This window comes from Marinobacter sp., from assembly GCF_033722195.1.
GTDB lineage: Bacteria > Pseudomonadota > Gammaproteobacteria > Pseudomonadales > Oleiphilaceae > Marinobacter.
Map to the genome: position 1 here is coordinate 40,194 of NZ_JAWVZL010000010.1, position 16,101 is coordinate 56,294.

The window sequence follows — 16,101 nt, forward strand, 5'->3', positions numbered from 1 at the left end:
AAAGGTGCCCGGCCGGGGTACCACGGCGCAGGCTTGTTCAAGGTCCGCCGTGGTATCCCGCCCGGGCTTTTTTTGTTCCGTTTGAAACGCCCCGCCAGCTCGGGGCCGGCAGACAGGGTGACCCGTGACCGAAGCAGACACTACCAACGTCCGGACAACCTGCCCCTACTGTGGTGTGGGCTGCGGCGTGCTGGCCCGGTCCGGCAGCCCGGTGGCGGGCGACCCGGCGCATCCGGCCAGCCAGGGCCGGTTGTGCGTCAAGGGCACCAACCTTGGTGAAACCCTGGGTCATGGCGAGCGCCTGCTGAAAGCCCGGGTGGCGGACCGCAATGTGGACCTGGACGAGGCGCTGGACGCCACCGCTGACGCGATACGGCAGGCCATTGCCGAACAGGGTCCGGAATCGGTGGCTTTCTACCTGTCCGGCCAGCTGCTGACCGAGGATTACTACGTCGCCAACAAGCTCGCCAAGGGCTTTGTCGGCACCCCCCACGTGGACACCAATTCCCGGCTCTGCATGTCGTCGGCGGTGGCGGCCCACAAGCGCGCCTTCGGTGCCGACGCGGTGCCGGCCTGCTATGACGACCTGGAGCTGGCGGACCTGCTGGTGCTCAGCGGCAGCAACACCGCCTGGAACCACCCCATACTCTACCAGCGCATGAAGGCCTCGGCCCGGCCAGGCCGGCGGGTGGTGGTGATTGACCCCCGCCAGACCGCCACCACCGAACTGGCCGACCTGCACCTGATGCTGCGGCCCGGCAGCGACAGCCTGTTGTTCAACGGTCTGCTGGTGTGGCTGGCGGACCAGGGCCTGGTGGACCTGGACTACCTGGGCCGGCATTGCGAGGGCTACCCGGGCGCCCTGGCGGCGGCCCGGCGCAGCGCTCCGGACATCGCCACGGTGGCCGCCGGCTGCGACCTGCCGGCGGCGGATGTGGAGTGCTTCTACCGCTGGTTCGGCACCACCGCGAAAACCGTCACGGCCTTCTCCCAGGGGGTGAACCAGTCGGTGGCGGGCACCGACAAGGCCAACGCCATCATCAACTGCCACCTGGCCACCGGCCGGGTGGGCCGGCCCGGTGCCAGCCCTTTTTCCCTGACCGGTCAGCCCAACGCCATGGGCGGTCGCGAGGTGGGGGGGCTGGCCAATACCCTGGCGGCCCACATGGACTACGAATGCGATGCGGACCGGGACCGGGTTACCCGCTTCTGGCGTGCGCCGGCGCTGGCGTCGGGGCCGGGCCTGAAGGCGGTGGACCTGCTGGAGGCGGTGCACCGGGGCGACATCAAGGTGATCTGGATCATGGCCACCAACCCGGCGGTCAGCCTGCCGGACAATGCCCGGGTGCGGGCCGCCCTGGCCCGCTGCCCCACAGTGATTGTGTCGGACTGCGTGGCCCGCACCGACACCACGGCTTTCGCCGATATCCTGCTGCCGGCTGCGGGCTGGGGCGAGAAGGACGGCACCGTCACCAATTCCGAGCGCTGCATTTCCCGGCAGCGGCGATTCCTGCCGCTGCCGGGAGACGCACGCCCGGACTGGTGGCTGCTGGCGGAAGTGGGCAAGCGCCTGGGCCACAGCGCGGCCTTTGACTACGACGGCCCGGCCGCAATTTTCCGCGAGCACGCGGCCTTGTCGGCGTTCGAGAACCAGGGCCGGCGGGTGTTCAACCTGGCCGGCCTGAGCCGGCTCAGCGATGCCGACTATGACAGGATGACCCCCCGGCAGTGGCCGATAAGGTCGGCGGAGCAAAGCGCAGGCCAGAGCCGGCGGCTGTTCGCCGACGGCCGCTACTGCCATCCCGATGGCCGGGCCCGACTGGTGGCCATCGACACAGTGCCGCCGGGACAGCAACCGGATCATGCCCGCCCTCTGATCGTCAACACCGGGCGGGTCCGGGACCAGTGGCACACCATGACCCGTACCGCCCGGTCACCCCGCCTCCTGCAGCACCGCAGCGAAGCCTTCATCGAGGTGCACCCGGTCGATGCCGCCGGCCTGGGGCTGGTGGACGGCGGCCTGGGCAGCCTGGAGAACCAGGGTGGCCGCTTCCTGGCGCGGGTGCGGGTCAGCGCGGCCCAGCGCCCCGGTGAGGTCTTCATCCCGATCCACTGGAACCGGCAGTTCGCCTCCCAGGCCCTGGCCTCGGAGCTGATTGCGCCGGTGACCGACCCGGTGTCGGGGCAGCCGGAGAGCAAGCACGGCATCGCCAGTTTGAGGCCCTTTCCGGCTTCGTGGCATGCCCGCCTGCTGACCCGCCACGGCCGGGCCCAGCGCTGGCGTGCGGATTACTGGAGCCGGGTGCCGTTGGCGGCCTGCGACCGTTGGCAGGTGGCGGGTCTGGATCCGGTGCCCTGGCCGGAAGCGGCTGCCGACTGGCTGGGGGGTGCGCCACAACTGGTGATGGCGGACCGGGCCCGGGGTCTGTTCCGCGCCGCCCGGATCGAGGCGGGGCAACTGCAGGCGGTGCTGCTGGTGGACAGCGAAGCCTCCCGGCTGCCGGACACCGACTGGCTGGCGAACTGCTTTGGCGCCGACCCATTGAGCGAAACCCAACGCCGGACCCTGCTGGCCTGCCGGGATGTGGCACAGGAGGACATCGGGCCTGTGGTGTGCAGCTGCTTCCAGGTGGGCCAGCGTCAGATCGAGGCGGCGGTGGCGGCTGGCCACCGGGACGTGGCAGCGCTGGGCAGGGAGCTGCGCTGCGGCACCAACTGCGGCTCCTGCCTGCCGGAACTCAAGGAGCTGCTAGCAACCTCAGCCGAACTCGCCCCTTAACAGGCCGAAGGGCACCCGGTAGGTCAGTCCCTTCGAGGGACCGGTGCCCAGCACTGTGCAGGTCTTGCGGTTGACCTTCTGGATGATGCCCTGATGTCCGCCCGGGTCGCGGCCAAAGCGGACGGCGTCCCCGACCCGCCAGGTGCTGGCGGCGACCAGCGCCGCCGCTTTCGGAAACGCCGCGTCCGGCAGGGGCAGGCCGTGGTGACGGGCGGCGTCGGTCAGGTAGTCGCAGGCGTGTTCGGCGCTGCCGTCCCGGTGCAGGTCGTCCAGCAGGCGGTAGAAATGCCGGTTGTGTACCGAGCCCCGATAGCGGTGGCCGGCCAGCTGCTGCAGCAGGTGGGCAAATTCGTGGCAGCAGGTATGGGCCAGCAGGTGGCGGGTGGACACCACGCCACCGAAGTAGTTGCGGGCCTCGATCTCGCGACTGGAGAGCCAGCCATGAGCGGTCTCAGCCCGGAACTTGGCCACCACCATGCGGCTGCCGTAGGTGATGCTGTGCTGTTGCCGGCCGGCATGGAAACGGTGGTAGGTGGCGTTACCGCTGCCGACCCGGCACACCAGGCTGGCTTCGGGCCGCTGCTGCTGGATTCGCTGGCGCCAGTCCTGCCACAGCACCCGTTCGGTGGTGTCGCACAGCAGGCGTGCCAGCAGGCGGGCCTCCTGGGCACTGAGCGGGGTCTGGGGAGGACGGATGGCTGCGGTCATGATGCCGCTATCATACCGGCCCACAGGCCGCTTCGAAACGTCTATCTGTGCAACCGGCACAACCAGACAGCGGCAGGAAAAAGGCCCGCGGGTGCGGGCCGTTTCAGTAAGCCGTCCCGGTGGCGGGATCAGGCCTCGATGGGCGAGCGCCAGTCGTCGGAGCCGGAAGTGCCGGCCACGCTGTGCTCCCAGGTCACCTTGCGGTAGGCCACCGACACTTCCACCAGCTGGGTGAACTCGGCCTTGCCGGGGTCCTGACAGTGGGGCATCTTGCAGTCGATGTTGATGATGGTGGCGTCCTCCAGGATGGTGGAGAAGAAATGCTCCTGCTTGCCCTCCACCGAGGTGCGGTACCACTTGAGCTCCACCTTGGGCAGCATCTCGCCGGACGCCAGGGCGTTGTACATCAGCGGCGTGGCCTTGTTGAGGGCGGCAGTGAACTTGAAGGGCTTGTGAACGCGCTGGCCCGCGGGCTGGCCGGACTGGGGATCGGTGGGCACGGTCACGATGTGGCTGAATTCCTGCACCAGCACCTCGTCCTCGTGACCTTCCACGTAGATGTTACCGACGGAATCCGAAGTGAATGCGCCAGCGGTGATGTTACCCTGGGTCTTGCCTTCAATGCTGATATAACACGGGGTTGGCATAGTCTGCTCCATGACTTGATTGAGTGGGTGCGTCCCTGCGCGTGAGCGACGCCGACCCAGGACAGTCAAGACCCGTGCCAATCTCTAATATCTCGTGAAAACAAGGATTTGAGGTTTTCGGTGGGCGCGCTTGAGCAAGGCCTTGCTGGCGCGGAGCCAGATCTTGCGCGCCGGGCAAGTTCTTGCCCGGCTACTGCAGCCGGAAACGCACCGGCACCCGCAGGGTGAAGCGCTGCCCTGTCATGTCCTCGGGGACCTCCGGCAAAGGCGCGGCCCGCTCCAGCATGGCCAGTGCCGCCTCGTTCAGCAGGCTGTGGTCGGACTCCCGCACCAGGCGCCTTGCCAGCAGTTCGCCGTTGCGGCCGAAAGTGAACTCCACCAGGGGCACGCCCTCCTGACCCATACGCTGGGCGCGACGGGGATATTCCTGGTGCCGGCTCAGATGGCGGGCAAGGCGGCTCAGGTAGCTGTCCATGGCGCTGGAGACGCCGGCCCGCAGCTCGACCTGTTCCGGCTGGGGTGTGGGCTCGCCACTGGACTCGGCCGCTACGGACTGAGTCTGGGGTGTCTCGGCGACCTCGGCCTTCGCCTCAGGTTGGGCCCGGGGTTCCGGCTTCGGTTCCGGTCTGGGCTCGGGCTTTGGCTGCGGCACAGGTTCTGGCTTGGGTTCAGGCTCGGGCTCGGGTTCGGGTTCGGGTTCGGGCTCGGGTTCCGGCTCTGGCTCTGGCTCAGGTTCCGGCTCTGGCTCTGGCTCTGGCTCTGGTTCTGGCTCAGGTTCCGGCTCGGGCGCGGGTTCCGGTTCGGATTCCTCTGCCGGTTCCGGCTGGGGGGCCTCGGCCCGGGGACGCTCCGCCAGGTTGATGCGTACGCTGGCCGGCGCATTGACCGGGGCCTGGCCGGACAGCTCCGGTACGGTGGGGGCGGCCGGCAGCGCCAGTGCCAGCACCGCCACTGTCAGCAGGCCGGACACCAGCAGCACCAGCCACTGCCGCAGTGGGGTCATGGCTGGGGCTCCGTCAGCAGCAGAACGTCGGTGTGGCCCACGGTCTCCAGACGCCGGAACAGGGCCTCGAGTTCGGCCATGGTGACGTCGCGGTGGGCGGCGAGGCGCAGGGGCTCCTCCGGCCGGGGTTCCGGCAGAACCCGACCCAGGTTGGCGGGCTCCACCGACTGGCCGGCCACCCGAAGACGGCCGTCAGCCGCCATCATCAGGTCGGCGCGGGGGCCTTGCTCGCCACCCTGACCGGCGATGGGCGGCAGCTCCGGCAGGCGGGCCTCGCTCATCTGGCCGGCCACGATGAAGAACATCAGCAGCAGGAAAACCAGGTTGATCAGCGGCAGCAGGCTGTCCTCGACACGGTCGAGCAGGCCCTTGCCGCTACCGGGAGGAGGCGGTAACAGGTCGGACATGGATCAGCGCACCTCCGGGCCGGCGCTGTCACGCTGCCAGCGAGGTTCGATGCCGGCCTGGGTCAGGGCCCCCAGGGTGGTGGTGAAATCCGCCAGGCTGGCGTCGCCACTGGCGGCCAGGTTCACCCGGCGGATGCCCTCCGCCGTCAGTGCCCGGGTCAACTCCGGCAGACGCCAGCTCTGGTCGCGCCAGCGCACGTCACCGCCTGCCTGCAGTTGCAGCGCCGGCAGCGGATCTCCGGTGCTGGTGCCCTGCCGGCTGCTGTTGGCCAGGGAAAGCTCGTCAATGGGCAGCAGCCGGGTGGTAAGCATGAAGAACACCAGCAGGATGAACACCACGTCGATCAGCGGCGTGATGCGGATCGGCATCGGCCGCGCTGGCCGGGGTTCAACCAGCTGCATGGGCCACGCGGGGCTTGCTGTAATGGCTTTCCGGAGCATGGCCGTCGGCCGCCTGCTGGACCCTCACCGGGGGCAGGCCGGCATCAACCGCGGGTGCGCTGATGATCTGCACCAGGGCATCGTTCATCCGGGCATTGATCCGGCGCAACCGGAATTCCACCCAGGCCGCCACGGCCGCGAAGGGGATGGCGAGGACCAGACCGGCCGCGGTGGTGATGAGGGCTTCGTAGATGCCGCCACTGAGCTGGCTGGCGCTGGCACGGCCTTCCGCCGCAGCCATGGCGCCGAACGCATCCATCATGCCCATGACGGTACCCAGCAGGCCCAGCAGCGGGGCCAGGGCGGCAATCACTTCAATGATCTTCAGCGGCGCCTCGAACGGCTGCAGGGCTTTCTGGGCACGTCGCGCCAGGTCTTCCCGCAGGCTGGTGGCGTCCTGGCCGTCCAGGCAGGCGCTCATGCTGTCCCGCAGCATGGGTCGCAAGGGATTGGTGGCGGCAAACCAGCCCGCAGGCTCGCTGAGCTTTGCCGGCCATTGGCGGCCCGGTTGCTGGCGCCAGCCCGCCACTGTCTGTTTCAGTTCGCGGCTGAAGCGGGGCGCGAACAGGGCGCCGGTGATCATCAGGTAGAAAAAGGTAACCAGGCCGACCACCGACAGTGCCAGCAATACCAGCATTACAGGTCCGCCCATTTCTAACAGCTGTTGGATCGGTCCCAGCAGGGCGGTATCGGGTGTGGAGAGAGTGGCTTCGGACATGATGGACCCCACAGAAAAGATGAAGATAAATGATAAGGATTATTATTTGTGATTTCCAGAGGCCATCGCGCTGTTTTCAGGGTCTGTTACACTCCTACCCGTGACAATCGCAAACCGCGCCCTGCCACTGCCAGAACGATCCTGTCGGAGCTGGCCGGTCCGGGGCCAACTGACTGGTCCCCCATGGCCCTGAAGCATACCTTCCATCGCTGGTTCGACAGTCTGGTAAACCGGGCGGTGACCCTGGTGGTCCTGGTGGTCATACTCACCGCCATCGCCGTGACCCTGGTGAACAGCCACCTCGGCCGTGAGGAACTGGAGAGCCAGGTCCGGGAGCAGATGACCACGCTCTCCTCGCTGGTGGCCCGGGAACTGGACGCCAAGCTCAGCACCCGTTTCCAGACCCTGACCAGTGTTGCCTCGGAGATGAACATGGAGGCGGTTACCCTGGAGGGCCGGGCGAAACTGCTGCTGGACCGCCAGATCGCCCTCCGCCACCTGTTCAATGCGCTCTATCTGTTCGATGCCAGCGGCCAGGTGATCGCTGAGTACCCGGGTGCCGGGCTGGTGGGCTTCGACGCCGGACAGAGGGCCTATTTCAAGCTCACGAGCAGCCAGATGACCACGCTGATCTCCGAGCCCTTCATCGCCAGGACGGGGGAGCCCACCATCATCATCACGGCACCCATTTTTGACAGTGGTCAGCAATTTATCGGCGTGCTCGGCGGCGCGATCCATCTGTCGGAAGACAATTTCATGGGGGGTCTTCTGCGCACCCGTCTGGGTGAGCAGGGCTACATCGCGGTGGCCACCCGCAGCGGCATCACCCTTGCCCACCATCGGCCGGATGAGGTCATGGCACCGGCGCCCCGGTCCAACCCCGCTGTCGCCGCTGCCCTGAAGGGTTACGAGGGGGTTCGCTTTACCCGCAACAGCCAGGGTATCCGGACCATGATGGCGGTGCGCCAGCTGGACCAGGCGCCGTGGTTTGTCGCGGCAGTGTGGCCGGTAACCGATGCCTTCGCCCCGGTGGAGCGGCTGACCGACACCATGTTCTGGCTGGCCCTGGCGGTGGCAGCCCTGGTGGCGCCGATTGCACTGGTCACCTATCGCCGCCTGCTGGTGCCGCTGGCGGACCTGTCGGATCAGATCAGCCAGCATCACCAGGGTGACCGGCAGCGCCCGATCCGGGTTGGGGGTGGTCGTGAGATCCGCCAGGTGGCGGAGACCTTCAACCAGATCAATGCCGAGCGTAATGAGGTGCTGGCCTCGCTGCAGGAACGGGAGGCCTTCTTCCGGGCCCTGTCCCAGAGTTCTCCCATCGGCATTGTCCAGACCGACGCCCTGGGCCGTATCGAGTTCGTCAACCCGGCTTTCGAGAGCATTAGCGGCCTGAGCCAGGACCAGCTACACAACCGCTACCTGGTTTCCGGGGTCTACGAGGCGGACCGCGCCGAGGCCCTGCAGGCCTGGCGGGATGCCCTGATCCAGCAGCGTCATTACCGGGGCAAGTTCCGGCTCCGTGACGCCCTGTCGGGCCGGGTGGTCTGGGTGGACGCCATGACCTCCGCCATCCAGACGCCGGACAAGTGTATGGGCACCATAACGGTGCTGCGGGACATCACGCAGGAACTGGAAGTGGAGGAGCAATTGCGGGCGGAGCAACAGCGCGCGGACAGTATCCTCGGCGTCCTCCACGAGGGCGTTCTGCTGATGGACAAGGCCGGAGGCATCCGCTTTGCCAACCAGGCCGCCCGGGACTTCATCGGCGCCAACCTGGATGAGGATGCCGGTTCGCTGTTCGATACCGTGCAGTTCCGGGATCTCGATGACCGGCCCTGGCAGCTTGCCGATTTCCTCGCCTTCGACGAAATCGGCAGTCTCGACACGGTGCTGCACAACCGCCAGGGCCAGCACCTGGATATCGAGCTGACCATGCTTCGGGTCAACCGGGACACGGCCCGCGAGCGCCTGGTGCTGGTGCTGCGGGACGACAGCGAGCGCCGGCGCCGGGAACAGCGCCTGTCCTGGGAGGCCAGCCACGACAGCCTGACGGGTCTGCTCAATCGCAGGGCGTTCAATGCGGCGCTGGATAAATGGCTGGCGGAGGCCCCGGGCCTGGGCACGCCCAGTGTGGTGATGCTGGTGGACCTGGATTATTTCAAGCCGGTCAATGATCGCGGCGGCCACCTGCTGGGGGACGAGATGCTGCGCCAGCTGGCCCAGCGACTCAGCGAGGCGGTGAGGCAGTCGGACTCGGTCGCCCGCATCGGCGGCGACGAATTCGCGGTGCTGCTGCCGGCCTGCGGTCTTGAGCGCGCCGAAACCATTGCCGAGAACCTGCGGGCGGCGGTGGCGAGCGTGGTGCTGGAGCGCGAGGGGGAGCGTTTTTCGGTGACCGCCAGCATCGGTGTCACCACACTGTCAGCGCTCGACAGCGGCCCCAAGGAAACCCTGGCCCGGGCCGACGAGGGTTGCTACGCGGCCAAGGCCCGGGGTCGCAATTGTGTGGTCACGGTGCCGGAGCCACCGGCTCCGGACCGGGTTTAATGGTGGTCGGCGATATCGCCCTCGGTGAAGAGGAATTCCCGCAGGTGACCGTCGAAGTCCTTGCTGTTGCGGCGTAGCCATTCCAGGGCCATGGCGGCGTGCTCCATCTCCTCGCGCATGTTGTGCAGCAGTATCGCCTTGAGGGATTCGTCATCGCAGTCATCGGCGCGCTGGCGGTACCAGTCGACAGCCTCGAACTCCTCCATGATGGAGACGATGCAGTGGTGCAGGTGGAGGGTTTCCTTGCTCAGGCGTTCGCGGGGGGCGTGCAGGTTTTCGCTGGACATGGTCGGTCTCTCCCGGACTGAGTGTGTTGGGTCCTGACATTGTTAGGGTCAAAACAGCATAACAGGGATAAAGCATGGCCGAGAATGCCGTCAAAAACAGCCCCGATGAGTCCCTGCGTCATCTTCGCCGCAAGGGCTTCCTGATTGCCGGTCTCGGTGTGCTGCTGCTGTCGCCGGATTCGCTGCTGGTCAAGAGCACCTCGGTGACGCCCCTGGTATTCCTGTTCTGGCGTGGCCTGCTGCTGGCGCTGGGGTTTCTGGTCATCAACGGCCTGCGCTATCGCGGCCGGCTGGTTCAGGAAATGGTCCGTTGTGGCTGGCCTGGGCTCTACTGCGGGCTGGCGTTCGGTCTCAGTACCCTGGGCTTCGTCACCGGGGTCAAGTACACCGCCGCCGGCAATGTTCTGGTAATCCTCAACACCGCCCCGGTGATCGCCGCCCTGCTGGGCTGGCTGATCTGGAAGGAGCGCCTGCCAACCCGGACCTGGGTGCTGATCGTGGTGTGTGTCGGTGGCGCCACCCTGATGGCGGTGGGGGAAATGGGCAAGGGGGAGCCCCTGGGGCTCTTGATGGCGGGGCTGGCCGCCTTTGCCCTGGCCTCCAACCTGGCGGTTGCCCGCTCCCGCTCCGGCGTCGATATGAGCGTGATGCTGATCGTGGGAGCCCTGGCGTTGGCGCTGGTCTGTGCCCTGCTGGGCGGCGCCCAATGGCCGGGCTGGCGGGATATGGGTCTGATCCTGCTGCTGTGTCTGGGTTTCCTGCCGGCGGCCAGCATCCTGATCCAGACCGGCCCGCGTTACCTGCCGGCCGCCGAGGTCAGCCTCCTGCTGTTGCTGGAAACCGTGATAGGAACCTTCCTGGTCTGGCTGTTCCTGGGGGAAGTGCCACCGGTGCTCGGGTTCATCGGGGGCGGGCTGATTCTGGCGTCCCTGGCGGCCAATGCGATCTACGAGGAGTGGCGCGGGCGCCGGGCCCGGATTAGGCCGGCGCTACCCCCAAAATGAGCTGGCGGCCTGCCAGAGAAGCCGCAGTGCCAGCAGGGTCAGGATCCAGTTGAAGGCCTGCTGGAAGCGCCGGTCGGTGAGCCGGTGCAGCAGGTGCAGGCCCAGCCAGGTGCCGGCAAAGCCAAAGCCAATCATCGCCGCGGTGAACACCAGCCACTCATGGAACACAAAGCCCGCCAGTCCGAACACCACCGCCTTCGGGGCGTGTTGCAGGACCATGGCGGCGGCAAAGGTGGCGACCGTGACGAAGCGGTCCTGGTGCATCTGCTTGATGAAGGCCGCCACCAGGGGGCCGCTGGCCCCCACGAAGAGACTGATGAAGCTGGTGATCGCAGAGGCGACAAAAGTGCCCGGCAGACCCAGTGCCTGAGTGGGAAGGGCCGGCCCCCAACACAGGTAGAGCACGAACAGGCCAATGGTCAGCTGCCAGACCGCGGCCGGCAGTGCCACCAGCAGCCAGGCTCCCAGCAGTACTCCCGCCAGCACCCCGGGTGCGAAGGCGGCGATCGCCCGCCAGTCCACCTGGCGCCAGGTCATGGCGGCCCGCCCGGCGTTGGAGCCCAGCTGGATCAGGCCGTGGACCGGGATGATCGCTGCCGGCGGCAGCCACAGGGCCATCAGGGCCAGCAGCATGACGCCACCGCCGGCCCCCAGGCTGGCGGTGATCATCGAGGTCAGCGCGGAGCAGGCCAGCAATATCAGCGCCAGGCCGGCGGGCAGGGAATCGGGCAGCAGCGGCAGATCCAGGATGGCAGGCCTCCGGTCAACGGCAGAAATCGGAGCCCCGCAGGCGCGGTGAGTTGCAGAGCGCGGCGGTGGCCAGTTGAACATCCGCCACATAATACAGCGACGCCAGGCCAAAGCGATCCCGGCCCAGGTTGTGGAAAATCAGGCCAAAGGCGATATCGCCGGCGCTGAAGCGCTCATGGTAGCGGGCGAAATAGCGCGCCGGACGGGCCAGGTTGTCGTCGCTGAGCAGGGAGGTGATGCGCCCCAGGCCGCCGTGGTAGGCCTGGATCAGCAGCAGCGTGAACAGGCGGTCGCGTTTGTCCGCGGGCAGCCCGCCGAAACGCTCCTCGAACGCCGGCCGCAGGTTGCGGGCGTTCTGGTGCATCAGTTTGAGGGCGCAGTCAATCTGGGCCATGCGGTGCCAGTGACTGGCCACCGGCACGCCGCAGTCATCCAGGGCCGCCGGCAGAAGCTGCAGTATGCCCCGGGCGCCGGCTATGGAATGGGCCCGCACCTGGCCGCCACTCTCAATCAGGATCTGGCCGGCAAGGTAGCGCGGCAGGGCCTCCGGCAGCTCCAGGCGGCCCTGGGCCTGACGGGTCCGGAATACGTAGTCGAGGGCCTCGTGCAGGGGCCTGGGGTCTTCGGGCGTACCCAGCACCAGATCGTCCCAGGTGCCCCAGACCCGGTCCGCGGGCAGTGTGCCCAGGTAGCGTGCCCGGGCTTCGTCCAGATTGACGTGGGGCTGGTCGCAGGCCAGTGCGAAGGGGTAACCGGTGGTGCCGTCGTCGCCCCGGGCCCAGGCCGACACCCGGCCGTCGGCGGCCAGCCTGGCGCGGGTCTCGTTGAGGAGGGTCTGGGTGGCGGCGCGGGTCGGCGCGTCCTCGATCCAGCCCAGGAACTCGCCGCGCACATCGAACAGGATGTGGCGGTCCGGCTCGTCGCAATAGGCGGACTCGGTGAGTACCCAGCGCCGGATGGTGAGGATGTTGTCGTGGACCCCCTGGCTAACCCAGTAGGGGCTGCTGCGGACGATATCGGTCCAGTCATCCACCGGCTCGGGCGCGGCGGCCGGACCTGCCGGCGCCGCCAGGGAGGCCATGGAAAGGGTGCCGGCCAGCAGGGCGGTCAGTGCTACTGCGAACATCGCCATCCTTCAGAACCGTGGGGCGGAGAATTGAAACCGCTTCGATCCACAGATCGTATAACCTGGCAGGAGGATCGTCCATGAATGCCTTGCATCCTGTCCGTTTCGTCATCGCCGGCCTGTCGGCCCTGTTGCTCTCGCCCGCGGCTCTGGCCGAATGCCCGGCCTGGCTGGACCACGAGGTTAACAAGCTGCGCTCGGTGGAGTCGGTGAATCCCTGCCAGGCGTTCGAGGGCAGGCCGTTGCTCATCGTCAACACCGCCAGTTTCTGTGGCTACACCGGTCAGTTCGAGGGTCTCGAGGCGCTGCACCAGCGCTACCGTGACCGTGGTCTGGTGGTGATCGGCGTACCGTCAAACGATTTCCGCCAGGAGGCCAGCAGCGAGGCAAAGACCGCCGAGGTCTGCTTCGTGGACTACCAGGTCACCTTCACCATGACCGCGCCCCAGAGTGTACGCGGCGCCAACGCCCACCCCATCTTCCGGGGCCTGGCGGAGGCCAGCGGCGAGATGCCCCGCTGGAATTTCAACAAGTACCTGGTGGACCAGCGCAGCGGTGAGGTGTGGCATTTCACCAGCCAGGTCCGCCCGGATGATCAGGCCCTTATAGACAGGATCGAGTCGCTTCTATAAACCCTCCGTTGCGGTATGCTTGTGCCAGTTTTGAGGACACAAGACCACCAGCCAACGGATACCACCATGAAGCCATCCGAATACCTGCGCTACGATGCCGTTGCCCTGGCAGACCTGATCCGGCGCGGCGACGTTTCCGCCCGCGAAGTCTGCGAGGCCGCCATTGCCCGGGCCGGCGCTGTCAACGGCCGCATTAACGCCATCTGCCAGCCCCAGTTCGAACAGGCCCTGGCGCAGCAGCCACCGGCCGATGCGCCGCTGGCCGGTGTGCCCTTCCTGCTCAAGGACCTGAGCCAGCACCAGGCCGGTGAGGCCTGCACCTATGGCAGCCGCGCCTACCGCAATTTCGTGCCGCGCCAGGATTCGGACTATGTGCGCCGCAGCCGCAAGGCCGGGCTGGTGTTCCTGGGCCGCACCGCAACGCCGGAATTCGGCCTCAAGGCGGTGACCGAATCCGAACTCTGGGGCCCGAGCCGCAACCCCTGGCGCACGGACCTGACTCCCGGCGGCTCAAGTGGCGGCTCCGGCGCCGCGGTAGCGGCGGGTATCGTGCCCATGGCCGGCGCCAACGATGGCGGTGGCTCCATCCGCATCCCCGCGGCCTACAATGGCCTGTTTGGTCTCAAACCCTCCCGTGGCCGGATTTCCGCGGGTCCCGACATGGCGGAGCACTGGACGGGTGCCTCCTGCGACCACGTGGTCAGCCGCACGGTCCGGGACAGCGCGGCCATGCTGGATGCCCTGGCCGGCCCCGCGCCGGGGGATCCCTTCGAGATCGCACCGCCACCGGGCGCCTACGCCGACCTGATGCAGCGCGCTCCCGGGCCGCTGCGGATCGGCCTGTTCACCGCGTCCCCCTACGGCACCGAAGTGGACCGCCAGTGCATCGAAGCGGTGGAAGCCACCGCCCGCACCCTGGAGAACCTGGGCCACCATGTGGAACTGGCAAAACCGGAGTTCGACGGCCAGGCGCTGGCGAAATGCTACCTGGGGCTCTATTTCGGGGAAGTTTCCGCGCTGATGCAGAAGGCCCGCCAGGAACTGGGAGCCAAGTCATCGGACTTCGAACTGGATACCCGACTGATCGGTATGCTGGGCAATACCCTGCCGCTGCCGGACTACGTCCGCCTGCGCCAGCGCTGGAACGAATTCGGCCGAGCCCTCGGCGTGTTCTTCGAGCGCTTCGATCTTTATCTGTGCCCCACCACCGGTCGCATGCCGGCGCGGATCGGTGAGCTCAATACCCCGGCCCACCTGCAGCTGGCATCACGGCTGATGCTGCTGCTCAAGGCGGGCAAGCTGGTGCACCGCAGTGGCCTGGTGGATGAGCTGGCGCTGGAGAGCCTGGCCCGCACGCCCTTTACCCAGCTGGCAAACCTGACGGGTACGCCGGCCATGTCGGTGCCCATGCACTGGACCGCCGATGGCCTGCCGGTGGGCGTGCAGTTTGGCGCCCGCCACGGCGGCGAAGCCACTCTGCTGCAGCTTGCCGCCCAGCTGGAGGAGGCCAACCCCTGGTTTGCCCATTATGAGCGGCTGGAATAGCAGCAGCCGGGGGTGATCCGCTCGTCCAGTCGACACGTTTATCTTTATGGCGGGAACAGGCTATGCTGTGTGTGAGGGTGAAACCTTCACCCTCCACCATGATGGCATCGAGGAGGCGAGGGTATTATGAACCAACCGATGGCAATCGATGAACTGGTGTCTGTAGCGCAGGCGGAAGCCATGGGTGAGCTCGACGCGCCCATGATGGCGATCGTCCTGTCCAGCGATCAAAGCTACGACCTGCCCATTAACTCCCTGGAAACCGATGCCGACAAGGCGCGCTGGGCCCTGATCCTGAGGGCCGCCCGCGAACACGTGGAAGGCGATGCCGTGGCGGTCCTGTATCCGGCCTGGACCACCATCCGTGAGAAGCAGGAGGGTGCTGCCAGCGGCGGCGAAACCAGCGATCCCATCGACACCCTGTTTGTGCAGCTCCACACCCGGGACCGCATCTACTGGCGTGGTTTCGAACAGATCCGTGACCCCCGCCACCAGCGCATCATCGGCTTCAAGCGGATCCGTGCCCTGTCCACCGATTACGATCGGGACGAGGCGCCGAACGTGGCAGCCTGGCTCAACACCCTGTTCGAGCCGTTGCCGGAGGAAGGCGAGGAAACCGACGTCGATATGGAGCTGGCGGACCTGCTGGAAGAACCCGAGGTCAGCGCGGCCCTCTATCCGCGCCAGATGCGGGCGTTGCACTGAGCAGCAATCAGCCCGGAGTGGTCGTCGCCGAGCACTCCGGGAAGCCCCCTGGCCGGAGCGGTTGACCGACCCTAGAGGCCGGCGGCCCGCTCCACCACCCAGTACATGCTCACCGCCGAGACCCCAAGGGCCATGGCGGGAACGGCTGCGCGCTGATAGAGCCGGTAGCGGCCGAACCAGAGCAGTAGCGGAAACACCACCACCAGCAGCGCCAGCTGCCCTAGCTCCACACCGAGGTTGAAGCCCGCCAGCGCCAGGACCGTCTGCGAGGTTCCGCTGGTCAGATCCCCCAACACGCTGGCAAAGCCAAAACCGTGGATCAGTCCGAAACCGAACGCCAGCTTCCAGGTCTTGCGGCCAAGAATGGGCCAGAACAGGTTGACCGCGGCCAGGCCGATGGACAGCGCGATGATGATCTCCACCCAGGTGATGGGCGGGCGCACGATGTCCAGCGCCGCCAGCCCCAGCGTGACTGAGTGGGCCAGGGTGAAGGCCGTCACTATGCCGGCCAGCTCCAGCAGCCGCCGGCCGGTGCCGGCATCGCCCCGGTCGGGACGGGCAAGCGTGGCCGGCAGGATCAGCACCAGCAGGAACAGCACATGATCGTAGCCCAGCACCAGGTGCACCACGCCCTGGTAGAGGAAATCGCTGAAGGTTTTCAGCCAGCCCGTCTCGGAGGGGTCCAGGGCAAGGGAGGGGGACTGGGGGCCGATGACCATCAGGCGCTCACCCTGCGGCCCGGTGTGCTGGACCAGGGCCCGGTGCAGCGGGTCGGTATCGAACAGCAGCCGGTAATCGA

The 16,101-nt window shown here is 67.2% G+C and carries 16 protein-coding genes; 6 read left to right on the forward strand and 10 right to left on the reverse strand.

Translation table 11 applies throughout. The features are described from left to right. Positions 1–124: 124 nt before the first annotated feature. Positions 125–2,779, forward strand: a complete 2,655-nt coding sequence (locus R3280_RS03505) for a molybdopterin-dependent oxidoreductase (RefSeq protein WP_318997195.1) — start codon at positions 125–127, stop codon at positions 2,777–2,779. Here R3280_RS03505 and R3280_RS03510 read toward each other — a convergent pair. The 6 genes from R3280_RS03510 to R3280_RS03535 all read right to left on the reverse strand — a co-directional run bounded on the left by R3280_RS03510 (position 2,759) and on the right by R3280_RS03535 (position 6,703). Further along, positions 2,759–3,487: a hypothetical protein gene (locus R3280_RS03510; RefSeq protein WP_318997196.1), complete on the reverse strand. Its 729-nt coding sequence runs from the start codon at positions 3,485–3,487 to the stop codon at positions 2,759–2,761. The two genes, R3280_RS03505 and R3280_RS03510, sit on opposite strands and share 21 nt — an antisense overlap. Before the next feature lie 128 nt (positions 3,488–3,615). After that, on the reverse strand, positions 3,616–4,134 hold the full coding sequence (locus tag R3280_RS03515) for an Hcp family type VI secretion system effector (protein ID WP_318997197.1): 519 nt from the start codon (positions 4,132–4,134) through the stop codon (positions 3,616–3,618). A 190-nt stretch (positions 4,135–4,324) separates the two neighbouring features. After that, on the reverse strand, positions 4,325–5,137 hold the full coding sequence (locus R3280_RS03520; RefSeq protein WP_318997198.1) for an energy transducer TonB: 813 nt from the start codon (positions 5,135–5,137) through the stop codon (positions 4,325–4,327). Beyond that, entirely contained in the window at positions 5,134–5,544 is a 411-nt protein-coding gene (locus tag R3280_RS03525; RefSeq protein WP_318997199.1) for an ExbD/TolR family protein, read from the reverse strand. Before R3280_RS03525 ends, R3280_RS03520 begins: the two co-directional genes overlap by 4 nt. 3 nt (positions 5,545–5,547) lie before the next feature. Then, positions 5,548–5,946 (reverse strand): biopolymer transporter ExbD, encoded by a 399-nt coding sequence (locus R3280_RS03530; RefSeq protein WP_318997200.1) that lies wholly within the window; start codon positions 5,944–5,946, stop codon positions 5,548–5,550. Beyond that, positions 5,933–6,703, reverse strand: coding sequence for a MotA/TolQ/ExbB proton channel family protein (locus R3280_RS03535; protein WP_318997201.1), 771 nt, complete (start codon positions 6,701–6,703; stop codon positions 5,933–5,935). The genes R3280_RS03530 and R3280_RS03535 overlap by 14 nt, the downstream gene beginning before the upstream one ends. Before the next feature lie 183 nt (positions 6,704–6,886). Here R3280_RS03535 and R3280_RS03540 point away from each other — a divergent pair, with 183 nt between their 5' ends. Beyond that, on the forward strand, positions 6,887–9,253 hold the full coding sequence (locus R3280_RS03540; RefSeq protein ID WP_318997202.1) for a diguanylate cyclase: 2,367 nt from the start codon (positions 6,887–6,889) through the stop codon (positions 9,251–9,253). Here the strand turns inward: R3280_RS03540 and R3280_RS03545 are convergent. Beyond that, positions 9,250–9,540, reverse strand: a complete 291-nt coding sequence (locus R3280_RS03545; protein WP_318997203.1) for a ferritin — start codon at positions 9,538–9,540, stop codon at positions 9,250–9,252. The two genes, R3280_RS03540 and R3280_RS03545, sit on opposite strands and share 4 nt — an antisense overlap. 74 nt (positions 9,541–9,614) lie before the next feature. On the opposite strand from R3280_RS03545, the gene R3280_RS03550 reads away from it, so the two are divergent. Beyond that, positions 9,615–10,544, forward strand: coding sequence for a DMT family transporter (locus tag R3280_RS03550; RefSeq protein WP_318997204.1), 930 nt, complete (start codon positions 9,615–9,617; stop codon positions 10,542–10,544). Here R3280_RS03550 and R3280_RS03555 read toward each other — a convergent pair. Then, a complete protein-coding gene (locus R3280_RS03555) occupies positions 10,530–11,291 on the reverse strand; it encodes a sulfite exporter TauE/SafE family protein (RefSeq protein ID WP_318997210.1) in 762 nt (253 codons plus the stop codon). The two genes, R3280_RS03550 and R3280_RS03555, sit on opposite strands and share 15 nt — an antisense overlap. Positions 11,292–11,307: 16 nt before the next feature. Beyond that, on the reverse strand, positions 11,308–12,420 hold the full coding sequence (locus R3280_RS03560) for a hypothetical protein (RefSeq protein ID WP_318997205.1): 1,113 nt from the start codon (positions 12,418–12,420) through the stop codon (positions 11,308–11,310). 80 nt (positions 12,421–12,500) lie between these two features. Between R3280_RS03560 and R3280_RS03565 the strand changes: the two genes are divergently transcribed. The 3 genes from R3280_RS03565 to R3280_RS03575 all read left to right on the forward strand — a co-directional run bounded on the left by R3280_RS03565 (position 12,501) and on the right by R3280_RS03575 (position 15,302). Beyond that, the gene (locus R3280_RS03565) at positions 12,501–13,052 is read left to right on the forward strand and encodes a glutathione peroxidase (RefSeq protein WP_318997206.1); all 552 of its coding nucleotides are present in this window, start codon (positions 12,501–12,503) and stop codon (positions 13,050–13,052) included. Between the two features lie 66 nt (positions 13,053–13,118). Next, complete coding sequence (locus tag R3280_RS03570) at positions 13,119–14,597, forward strand: amidase (RefSeq protein WP_318997207.1); 1,479 nt, start codon at positions 13,119–13,121, stop codon at positions 14,595–14,597. A gap of 126 nt (positions 14,598–14,723) precedes the next feature. Further along, positions 14,724–15,302 (forward strand): hypothetical protein, encoded by a 579-nt coding sequence (locus R3280_RS03575; protein ID WP_318997208.1) that lies wholly within the window; start codon positions 14,724–14,726, stop codon positions 15,300–15,302. Between the two features lie 71 nt (positions 15,303–15,373). On the opposite strand, the gene R3280_RS03580 is transcribed toward R3280_RS03575, so the two are convergent. Further along, the coding region (locus tag R3280_RS03580; protein WP_318997209.1) for a HupE/UreJ family protein at positions 15,374–16,101 on the reverse strand (728 nt) is incomplete at its 5' end.